Source organism: Mucilaginibacter angelicae (genome assembly GCF_042434235.1).
Taxonomy (GTDB): Bacteria; Bacteroidota; Bacteroidia; order Sphingobacteriales; family Sphingobacteriaceae; genus Mucilaginibacter; species Mucilaginibacter angelicae.
In genome coordinates, this window is sequence record NZ_JBHLTS010000016.1 from 1 (window position 1) to 12,685 (window position 12,685).

Genomic DNA, 12,685 nt, shown 5'->3' on the forward strand with positions numbered 1-12,685 from the left:
TTGATCCGGGAAACGGGTAAAGCAATATCTACCGGTACATAAACGCAACCTAACTTCATGATACTTATCATGCTGATCACTGACCATTCCGACCGGTCGAGTAAAACCCCGATCCTTGATCCGTAGCTGATATCCGAGGAGGAACGAATATACCAGGCCAGCTGGTTTGACAAACTGTTCAGTTCCGAATAGCTCAGTATCCGGTCACCGAATACCAGTGCAGATGATCCGGGGGTCAGGGCTACCTGTGCCTCGAAAAAGTCTATTACCGAACGGTACCTATCATAGGCTACCGCTGTATCATTGAAACTTTCCAGAAGTTCTTTGCGCTCTGCAGCACTCAGGTAATCCAGCTCCGAAATTGGTACATCCGGTGAACCGCATACCGCCGGCAGCAACTGCTCCAGGTGACCGCATAGCCGCTCTGCCATCTCTCGGCTGTAAATATCGCTGTTATAGGTCAGGTCAAGCAGAATACCCTCTGTATCCTCCGTAAACGCAAAAGACAGATCGAACAGGCTGCCTTTAATTTCAACGCCCTTAAATTTTTCAATTTGCAATTTCCCCAAGCGGGGATTCGATCTGTTACCCTTACCCGTGTTCTGCAACACCACCATCACATCGAACAAGGCGTTACGGCTCAGGTCACGCGGCAAATCCAGCTGGTCTATTAGTTCATCAAACGGGTACAGCTGGTGCTCATAGGCACCTAACGTTACCTCACGCACATGCGACAACAGCGAACGGTAGCTCCAATCCCCTTCGAAACGGCTCCGCAAGGCCAGCGTGTTCACATAGAACCCGATCTGTTCTTNACCCATGAAAAGCGTGCTTCCGCTTGCCTGTAACAGTTCTTTTAAATCCGATATTGACACACCGCCGATCAGCAGGCTTACCATACCTCCGTTATAGCTCTTCTGTGAGGGACGCCCGCCAAGGTCTCCCGACAGCTCCAGCACAGGCAGCGGGCCTGATAATGCTTCCTGCCAGTATGCGGCATGTACACCCTGTGCCCCTGCTGATAAAACCGATTGCTGCCAGGCAGCGTAATCTTTATACTGGATCCTTAAGGGTTGTAACTGTACCGGTGATCCTGCCTTCCCTGAATTATAATATCCCAATACCTCCCCGATCAGTACTTCCATCGACCAGCCGTCGCTGATGATATGGTGCATCACATACGCGAAAACCCAACGGTCTTCCGATAACCGGCATAACAGCGCCCGCAGCAATGGTCCTTCAGCCAGATCAAAACTTTGATTGACAAATTCACTTACCTGTCCCTTTACGCTATCCTCACCATCCTCATCCCCTCTAAGGTCAAGCTCCTCGATGCGAAAACCAAGTTCTTCCGGGCTAAGGATATACTGGCGAACTTCACCAGATTCGTTCTCTCTGAATACCGTCCGCAGGATCTCGTGACGGCTGATCAGAGTTTTCAATGAAGCCTGTAAAATATCATATTGGAGTTCTCCGTTAAAAACATACATGTCAGAAACATTATATGCCACATTATTAACATCTAACTGGCTTAATAGCCATACCCTTTGCTGAGCTGATGATAATATAAATGAATCCAGGGAACCATCTACAAGGGTTATAGGCTGCAATTGACCAGTATTAACATCTGCCAAATTCCCCTTGAGATAATTTACAATTTCGACTTTATGCTTTTTGATCTCTTCGAGCAAATGCTCATCAATTAGCCCATTATATTTCATCTTTAAATTGTCATCAACTAAAGATATATAGATATTATTCTCGCGAAGTTTGCTTAATAAATCCCTCATAGATTAAAGAATTATTTCATTATCCATTGCAATATTTCTGGCCAGCCATAACCTTTCATCAACTAATCCAGAAATATCGATGACTGTGTTTGCTTCAAAAAGTTCTTTTATTGCCACCTCAACATTAAAAACCTTGTTGACTTTTTGAAGGAAAACCATTGCTTTCAAGGAGTCGCCACCCAATTCAAAAAAACTATCTTGTGCCCCAACATCTTCAATTCCAAAAAAATCCTCGAAAAGCTGTTTCATTCTCGCTTCTGTCTCTGTTGTGGCTTCAACATAATTTGTAGATAATTCCGGTCGCTGAGATCTATTACCGGTTGTTTCAGTTTCCTGATTTAGAAAATGATTTTCTTGTTTAAGAGCTCTTTCACGTATTGAGAACAACTGAACAAAATCAGAAGTCGATATTATCAGGGTAGGAATTTTCAAATGCAGTGCCCTTAAAAATACAGGAACAACTTCTTCGGGATTAACGCAGAATTTGAGGAAGCTGTTTAACTCAGACACAGGAACACGTTTTGATAAATCGGTGGCCATTCCGGTATCTCTTACAGTAGACCATTGGATACTTATATTAGGATAATCAGTTAATCCGCGTTCGGCAACTGCATCCAAAACCAAATTGGCACCAACATAAGCCACCTGCCCCACATTTGGTAATGAAGCATTTTGCGAAGAAAAATTCACAAAAAAGTCCAGAGATGTGCGCTCAAAAACAGTGTGGAGAACATCCGTACCGGTTATTTTTGCCTCAAAAACTTTGATATCATCTTCAATTGTTCTATTCAAAATTACCCCTGCAGTATCAGCTAAGCCAGCGGCATGTACAACCCCGTTCACTTTTCCAAATACGTCTTCAGCATTTCTAATTCCCAAAGAGACCTCTACCTGATTGGCTACATCCGATTGAATGTAGATCACTTTTGCTCCCAATTGAGTTAAACGAGAAATAAAATCAGATTTCACATTGCTACGCCCTATTAAAATCAGATTTGCGTGAAAGCTTTCGGCTAAAAACTCAGCGATTAACTTACCTAAACCACCGCCTGCTCCAGTAATTAAATAAGTACCGCCATATTTTAAAACAGGGGCATCATCAATGTTACCTAAATTAATTTTTTCAAAAAACTTGCCATACCTTCTCATTCCTCTAACGGCAACTTCCTGATCAGTAATATCCCGATTCAACTCTTTGATCAAGCTCGAGACACTATCAGCCGATAAATCTAATAGTTCAATGGCTCGGCATGAGATATTCGCAAATTCCAGGGGTAAAACTTTAACAATTCCTAATGACAATGATTTTACCGGCTTTATTGATTCATCTCCTAAAACTTTATACCAACCATTTGACACAATTTCGAGCTGCAGAACACTGAGAGGAAAAGCAAGCACATTATATCTTGCGATATTCAATATTGTTTCATAATTTATTTTGAGATCGCTAAGCGGCAGGTTAGCAGGCTCCCCAGGTTCAAAAGACCATAAATAAATTATTTTTGTGGGTTTAAAGCCTACATTTTGCAACTCATCAAATAACTTTTTAAGTTCATTTTCTGAAAGCGGATTGATACAATACTCATTTTGCGATATTTGATTATAGTATTCACCACTTTTTACTATTACGCTTTGATTTACATCTAAGCTCATGGAGGCCATCAACAACTCGGTTAAACCATGATTGTCGGAAAAAATCATAACTCGCGCATCTGTGAGATCCGCTTTAAAGTCTGCCCCCCCTAATAATTGCTTCCACCCTATACCATAAAAATAGTCGCCCACATCGCTCTTTCGTTCAATTGCAGAGGCATTGTTGCTTTGTAGCAACATACCATATGGATCCACTTCTGCTGTATATTTCGTTTCGTCAAAACAATAGGTTGGTAATGATATACGTTGCCGCCGTTCATGTTCCCAGAAAACATTCCACTTAACAGTTATACCTTTGGTCCATAGCTTACCTAAGCTATTAAGAAAAAAGGAGTGATCATTAACCTCTTGTTTTACTGACGGTAAAACATTAACAACAACATGTTTTTTGTTTTGAAAAACATGTTGATTAAGCAAACTGGAAAGCGAGTGCCCGGCACCAAGTTCTACAAATACCGGGTTAGTGACCTGCTCGAGCAAGAACTTGATCCCACCAGAAAAATTAACCGCCTGGCGCATATGCTTTGCCCAATACTTTGCCAACATTGCATCCTCATCATCAATAAGGCGTCCTGTAAGATTTGAAATAAACGGTATACCTGGCCGGTTCAACTCAACATGTCCAATTTCCTTTTCAAAAAGATCAGTAATAGGATCAATCATAAAAGAATGAAAAGCATGAGAGGTACGAAGTCTTACAGATACAAGATTATCCTTAGCTAATAAGTTAACAACCTCGTCAATTGCATCATCATCACCCGATAATACTACCTGCTCGGGGCCATTTACCGCTGCAAGCGAGATACGATCATTCAAATATTTCCTTGCCTGATCTTCGCCCATTGATAAACTCAACATGGACCCCTGCGGCAAGTTATACATCAATTCGCCTCGTTTTACAACAAGCTTCAGTGCATCATTAAAGCCGATAACACCACTAATACAAGCTGCAACATATTCCCCTATACTGTGTCCAAGCATGAAATCCGGTAATCCGGCATAGGCTATCATCACCTGGGCAAGAGAATATTCTAATAAAAATATAAGGGGCTGGGCATACCTTGTTTCATTAATGAGATCACAATTGGGTGAAAATATAACCTCCTTCAGGTCTTTTCCAACAAGTGTATTGAGGATACTAAAACCCTCGTCCATATACCTGGCAAACAACTTATTATGCTGATACAAATCAAGCCCCATCCGCGAATATTGCGACCCCTGCCCCGGAAACATGAATACAATTTTTTGCAGTTTATTCCTCACACTCTGACTTTCAGGAGATTGGATATTTAACGATGCTAAAAGCTGCTCTCTTCCTTCAAACACAATTGCTTTGCGATATGGAAATGCTTTTCTTCCTACAGCCATGGTATACGCCATATCTGATAAATCGACATGCTCATTTTCTTTAACAAAATCAGCCAGCCGCTTATTCAATCCATTTAAAGCAAAATCTGTTTTTGCCGAAAACACCAAAATGTTAACATCAGAACCGGGTTCATTTGATAAAGCTACCGGAGGTTCTTCCAGTATAACGTGAGCATTTGTGCCGCCCACGCCAAACGAGTTTATTCCGGCTCTGAGCGGCCATGTTCCATTTCCATCCCATTGTGCTAACTCAGTATTAACGTAAAACGGTCCCGACTGAAAATCTACCAGTTTATCAGCTTTTTCAAAGTGCAAAGTCGGTGTGATCTGTTTAAACTTTAAGCTTAATGCAGTTTTAATTAAACCAATAACTCCTGCTGCGGCATCCAAATGCCCTATATTAGTTTTTACTGCCCCGATTGGACAAGGAAGCCCCTCATAATCTTTAAAAGCTGTATTTAAAGCTGTGATCTCTATCGAATCTCCTAATTTTGTTCCGGTACCATGGGTTTCGATATAACCTATAGAGGCCGACTCAACCTTCGATATTTTTTGTGCTAACTTTATGCATTCGATCTGGCCGTCAATACTTGGCGCAGTATAGCCAACTTTTCGTCGTCCGTCGTTATTAACAGCACTGCCTTTTATAATTGCATAAATATGATCTCTATCTGCTATTGCATTTTTTAGCTTCTTTAAAACAACCATTCCAATTCCTTCTCCACCAACAGTCCCGCTTGAACGTTCATCAAATGACCGGCAGTGGCCATCAGCAGATAAAATTGACCCATCCTGATACTCGTACCCTTTCAAGATATCGGTTGATAAAGAGACCCCCCCGGCAATAGCGAGGTTAGTTTCTCCAAAAAGCAATGCCTTACAAGCCATATGAACGGCAACAAGAGAGCTGGAACACGCAGTTTGAGTAGTTATTGACGGGCCTTTTAAATTTAACTTATAAGAGACCTGAGAATTCATAAAGTCCTTATTATTCAAATGCTTCAACACGAATTCAGGGATAGCTTGATTCTGATGATTCAATATTGTAGAATGTACTCTCCAATTCAGATCATCTGATGCTCCCGAATAAATGCCAATAGATCCGGACGTTTGCTCGGGGTCGTAACCCGCGTCTTCCAAAGCTTCCCAAACACATTCATGAAATATTCTGTTCTGAGGGCTCAAAAACATAGCTTCCTCTGGTGTGTAATCAAAAAAAGCCGAATCAAAAAATTCTTTTCTTTTTAATGAAGAGCCAACGCCAACGATTTTTTTCTGATGCCTTTCTTCCCTTTTATCGTTATTGTTTAAAGTTTGCGTCTCAAATGAAAGCAAGGATTCCCTGCTATTTTTAAGATTGTCCCAAAATTCTCTCCAGGTTTCGGCTTCTGATACGCGACAGGCAATTCCAATAATAGCTACTTCAAAACCTGTATATTGGTTACTCTTCACTTCCATTATCTAATAAATTAAATGTTTCGTTCATGGTATTTACTAATTCGTCCATGTGCTCTTCATCAGTTTCCCGATCGGTATCATTGGATATTAATTGCAATGACAATGAAGCTATGTTAGGCGAGCGGTAAGCTTCTAATAATGAAATTTTCTTAAAAAACACCTTGTTAATTAAACTAAGCATCTTTATAACCGTAAGCGAATTGCCCCCTAAATCGAAGAAATTATCATTAACACCAATGTTTTCTTTATCAATGCCAAGAACCTCACTCCATATGTCCACTAACTTCCATTGTACTTCATTATCAGGAGGAATGTAAGCCTGCGTTTGCTCCAGTTTGGCCTCTGTTAATTTTGGCAGGGCCTTTCTGTTAATTTTCCCATTAGCTGTTAAAGGCAAATTATCTAAGGCGATAAAATAAGCGGGGATCATAAACTGAGGAAGCTTCCCGCTTAAAAAATCTTTCAATTCATGCATCAACAGATCGTCACTACCAACAACGTAAGCTGCCATTGCCAGTTCATTTTTTGCTATTTCGATAGCAATTACGGCAACGGCATTAACAGATTTGTGTTGCAGTATAGTACTTTCAACTTCTCCTAATTCAATCCTGTAGCCGTTAATTTTAACTTGCTGGTCTCGTCTCCCTATATACTCAACCTCTCCATCCGGTAGCCATTGGGCAACATCGCCTGTATCATAAACCAGGCTATTATCATTGGAAGAAAATGGATGTTTAACAAACTTTGCAGCTGTCAATTCATCTGCTCCGAAGTATCCTCTGGATAATCCATCGCCGCCAATGAATAAATTTCCCGGCACGCCTATAGGACAAAGTTGATTTTGATCGTCCAGGATATATAACTGAGTGTTTTGAATTGGTTTTCCAATGGTTATTTTTTTTCCATGTTCCAGTTTTTTTGATGTCGACCAGACTGTAGTTTCAGTTGGTCCATACATATTATAGATCCGGGCATCGCTTCTTTTTGCCAATCGGCCCAACAAATCGTCAGATATCCGTTCGCCCCCTACCATGATATATTTTAAAGATCTCAGGAATAACTCTGATTCCTTGTCCTCAGCTAACGCATTTAAATAAGAAGGTGTTATTTGAATCGAATCTATCCCGGTTTTATGTTGGTTTAAATCTATGGTTGCTCTATTAAAAAGATTTTTAAAATCATTTAAATAGTTCAAACTTTCAATCACTTTTTCGTCGGCAATACCAAAGTCAATTAAACATGCCACTTCTGTTACACCGATATCATATAACGTTTCTATAATACCGACTGAACTTTCTGGTGTGCCCAATAACGCCGAAGTTTGCCAATACCTTTCAAAAGCGATTTCCATTAAATCATCAAAATCATCAGGATCGAGAATATCTTTATCTAAATCTTTTGCAAGGTTTTTAATCAGACCGACACTTGATTTTAAATATTCAATAAACGGACCTTTAACCGTCTGTTTTACATCAACTAAATTTTCCCCTAAATAGGTGTGTAACATTAACACAACGCTACCCTGATCAGGATCAAAATTATTGTCGGCCAGGGCCTGTTTATAAATTTTAATATTCTCCTGTAACTCCCCGATGTCCTGTCCTAATAAATGGGTAAGGATGCTGGCCCCTGCTTTGCCTGCATTTTGGAAAGTATCGGAGTTACCTCCTGAGGTAACATAAATGTTCAAGTCGGATTGAATCGGTTTTGGAAAAATTTTAACATCAATATATTTTCCCAAACCATTTGTCCTTTTAACGGCTTCTCCCTTCCAAAGCGCCCGTAATTCTTCAATTTGCCTAAACATAATCTGATGTCTTTCGGCATAATTATCAGGCTGAAGTACAAAGTCGTCCGCATGCCAGCCTGATGCAATTGAAAGCGAGACTCTACCGTTAGACAAATTATCTACTACAGACCATTCTTCTGCAACCCTGATTACATCATGTAGTGGTAAAACAACGCTTCCAGCACGAATTTCAATACGATCGGTAATTGTTGATAAACCTGCCGCTAATACCGATGGATTTGGAAAAATGCCTCCAAATTCATGAAAATGTCTTTCAGGCAACCAAACTGCACGGAAATCATTTTTATCGGCGAAAGACACTGATTGTTTTATAAGGTCATATTTTTTATCGTAGGAAGTATCTTTCTGGCTTGAAAAGTAAAATAAACTAAAGTCCATTTGAACTGCCCGCCGCGAAAGAAAACGATCATATGAATTCGCCGCCCCTTTGTTACTTTTTATGGTAACTAAAATGCCATTACATAATGTCCAAAACAGCTCTAAAATGGATATATCAAATGATATAGAAGTTATTGACAACAAATGACTATTGTGATCAAGAGGTAAAACCTTCATCATCCCCAGAATGAAATTAACCAGGCTCTTATGCTCAATCATAACAGCTTTGGGTTGCCCGGTAGATCCGGAAGTATAGATCATATATGCAAGCTGCCTGTTAGAGCGAATTCCAGCCAGCTGAACAAGCTCACACTCTTCAATAAGATGCCAGTCTGCATCCAGATTTACCAAAGAGCCAATGGTAGAAGTCAATTTCTCTTTACTTAAATTATCGCTGATAAAAATCCCGGCTTGGGTATTATCCAACATATACCGGATTCGCTCTATCGGATAAGTAGGATCGATCGGCACATAAGCTCCTCCTGCTTTCATTATGCTAATCATGCCAATAAGCATATTCAGCCCTCGTTCCACACATATTGGAACAAGGATTTCTTGCTTCACTCCCAAACTGGTTAAATAGCGGGCAAGCTGATCCGTCTTAACATCAAGTTCATGATAGGTAAGAGATTTATCTTCAAAAATTACCGCAACCTTATCTGGATTGTTTAGTGCAATATCTTTAAATAAACTTAAAAGTGTTTTATCATCCGCGTATGCCTCTTCGGTCAAATTAAAATCCTGAAGTATCTGTCTTGCTTCACCCTCAGTCAGGTAAGATAGCCTATTAACAGGCATAGCCGGGGCTTTTAAAGCCGACTCAAGAAGCTGTTCAAAGTGCCCCATGAGTCGGGTAACAGACTCTGCCAGGTAGATATCTGAATTAAATTCTATAAGGACGTTCAGACCATCACTCTTTTCAATAAAGCTAAATGTAAAGTCAAACTTGCTTATCTTAACTTCACCTCCATCATAAGAATTTATATTCAGATCAGACAAAGTTTGCAACTTATCCGTATTACTACCCACGCCTGTATTGTGAAGAACGGCCATGACATCAAACAGCGGGTTTCGGCTAAGATCCCGCTCCAGATCAAGCATATCTACAAGTTGATCGAATGGAAATAATTGATGCTCGTAGGCTCCTAAGGTAACATCCTTAACCCGGTGAAGTAAATCAATAAATGATTCGGTACCCTTAAATTGGTTTCGTAAAGGAACAGTATTAACATAAAACCCAATCTGGTCTTCCAGATCTATATGTTCCCGGCCGGCTATTGGTGTTCCAATTATAATATCTTCCTGTCCCGTATATCGATATAATAGTACGTTAAGCAAAGAGATTAGCCCCATGTATAAAGTACATCCCTGATCTTTTACCAATTCCTTTAACGCACTCGTTGATTTCATCGATACCATTGCGCTCAGAGATCCCCCATTGTATGTTTTCACAGCTGGCCTGGTAAAATCGTAAGGTAAATTGAGCACCGGAAGTTCTCCCGATAGCTGATTAAGCCAATAAGATTTATGTTTGTTGAACGAATCCCCTTTTAATTGATCTTGTTGCCATTGCGCGTAATCTTTATATTGGATGGACAACGGAGGAATTGAATCTTGTATTCCATCAATTTCTTCATTGTAAAAGAGCATCAATTCCCTGAACAACACATTCATAGACCAACCATCACTTATAATGTGATGCATTACATGTGTAAATACCCATTTCTGTTGCTCTACCTGATATAAATTAAACCTGAACAGGGGTCCGGTTGCCAGGTCAAACGGGCGGTATAAATCTTGATGAATTAATTCGTGAAGCTGGTCTTCCTGTTTTATTTCATCTATTAAACTTCTTTGATTTATGATAAAGCCAATCTGGTTCTCTGCTTTGATTTTTTGCTTAACATCACCATTTTCGAGTTCGATAAACACCGTTCGCAAAATTTCGTGGCGTTTAATGAGTTTACCTACAGCTTTGGTTAAAGCATCTATTTTTAAGGTGCCATTAAAAACGAATACATCTAAAAGATTATAAGCCAAGCTACTATCTTCAAATTGACTCAATACCCATAGCCGGCGTTGAGCAGAAGATAAAGCATAATATGGTTTCATATCTACTTTGGGTATCGCTTCAAACACCTCTTTACGAGAATTATTTATAAGTACGGCCTGATCTTTTAGTAAAGGGTTGTTAAACAGATTTCTTAATGCTACCCTCACGCCAAATTCCTGGTAAATTTTGCTTGCCAGACGGGTCATTTTCAAACTATGCCCCCCGAGTTCAAAAAAATCGTCGTCTATGCCTATTCTATCTTTACCAAGAATTTCCTGCCAAATATCTACCAAAGTGCCCTCTAATACATTTCGGGGCGATTTATAGGATAATTTTCTTGAATCGTCTAAGATCTCTGGTTTCGGTAACCTGGTTTTATCCAACTTACCATTACCTGTTAAGGGTAAACTTTCCAATTGCACAAAATGCGTTGGCAACATATATGAGGGCAGTTTTCCCGACAAATATTCTCTTAGTTCGCTCGAAACCAGTATTTCTTTGCTTACCAGATAGGCAATTAATATTTTATCTCCATTATCTTCGGTATTTATAACGACGGCCACATGTTCTACAAGCGGATTTTCTAAAATCGAAGCCTCAATTTCACCAATCTCTATTCTATAACCTCTTATTTTAACTTGAAAATCTTTCCTTCCTAAATAAGTGATCTGTCCGTCTTTTTCCCATCGGCCCAAGTCTCCTGTCAGATATATTTTTTCTTCTTTTTTAAATGGACTTGTTATGAATTTCGTTTTAGTAAAATCGGGTTGATCAAAGTATCCCATGGCCAAATTATCCCCGCCTATGCAAATCTCACCGATCATTCCATGAGGCAGCAATTGCTGATTTTTGTCGAGTATATAAATTTGAGTATTGTCAATAGGTCGGCCTATTGAAGGAATGTCTTTTATTTGATCTGGCTCGTTACTGCTTAGTGTACAAGAAGTCACAACATGCGTTTCTGCCGGGCCATAATGGTTGTGAAGTACAATTCCAGTTCCATGGAGATATTTTTGAAAAGATTTACTGAGAAATAATTGTTCTCCTGCAACAATTATATTTTTAATGAAAGGGCGAATATTAGTTTTAAAATATTCCTCATCCATCAATAATTTAAAATAGGCCGTCGGTAAAAATAGGGTATCTATTTTATTGCAGGTTACAAAATCAACCAATTCATTTACTCCACTTTTCAGCCTTTCATCTATTGGATATAATGTTGCACCTAATAACAACGTAGAAAAGATCTCTTGGAAAGACACATCAAAACTGGTACTGGCAAACTGCATCACTGATTTAATATTCCCGGAACCAAATTGATTTAAATGAAAGTTCATCAGATTTGTCATTCCGGCATGCTTCATCATAATTCCTTTTGGCTTCCCGGTAGATCCTGAAGTATAAATTACATAGACGAGATTTTGAGGGGTAATCTTTACAGCCAGATTTGATGTTGAATAACGTTGACTATTATCAATAAATTCGGAATAAAAATGATCATCAATTAAGACAGCGCATTTACTGTCCATTTTCAAGAAATTTTTCCTCTCTTCGGGATAATTAGGATCAATTGGTAAATAGGCGGCTCCTGATTTTAATATCCCAAGTAATGTTATAATATATTTTTCGCTACGTTCCTGGGAAATTCCTACAATACTACCAACTTCAATGTTATATTGTAAACGAAGATAGTGGGCCAACTGATTTGACAAACAATTCAGCTCCGAATAGCTTAGTGTCCGATCACCGAATACTACCGCGGCTGATTCAGGGTTCCGAGATACCTGTGCCTCGAAAAAGTCTATTACCGAACGGTCCCTATCATAGGCTACGGCCGTATCGTTGAAGCTTTCCAGAAGCTCTTTACGCTCTGCAGCACTCAGGTAATCCAGCTCCGAAACCGGTACATCCGGTGAACCGCATACCGCCGGCAGCAGCCGCTCAAGGTGACCGCATAAGCGCTCTGCCATCTCACGGCTGTAGATATCGCTGTTGTATTCCAACTGCAATTGTATCCCTTCTCCCTGTTCTGAAAAGTTGAACATTAAGTCGAACTTACTGCTCTCTGTCTGCACTTCTTCATAAGCCCTTACTTCAAGGCCCTCAAGTGTCGGGAGCACTCCCTTGCCCATCCCCGTGTTCTGCAACACCACCATCACATCGAACAAGGCGTTA

At 39.9% G+C, this 12,685-nt stretch carries 3 protein-coding genes; all 3 read right to left on the reverse strand.

Annotated elements, in window-relative coordinates; translation table 11 throughout:
- A partial coding sequence (locus ACFFGT_RS05050; protein WP_377021420.1) for a condensation domain-containing protein occupies positions 1-1,790 on the reverse strand: 1,790 nt, incomplete at its 3' end.
- A 3-nt stretch (positions 1,791-1,793) separates the two neighbouring features.
- On the reverse strand, positions 1,794-6,269 hold the full coding sequence (locus tag ACFFGT_RS05055) for an SDR family NAD(P)-dependent oxidoreductase (RefSeq protein WP_377021421.1): 4,476 nt from the start codon (positions 6,267-6,269) through the stop codon (positions 1,794-1,796).
- Complete coding sequence (locus tag ACFFGT_RS05060; RefSeq protein WP_377021422.1) at positions 6,253-12,669, reverse strand: non-ribosomal peptide synthetase; 6,417 nt, start codon at positions 12,667-12,669, stop codon at positions 6,253-6,255. The genes ACFFGT_RS05055 and ACFFGT_RS05060 overlap by 17 nt, the downstream gene beginning before the upstream one ends.
- Positions 12,670-12,685: the final 16 nt, after the last annotated feature.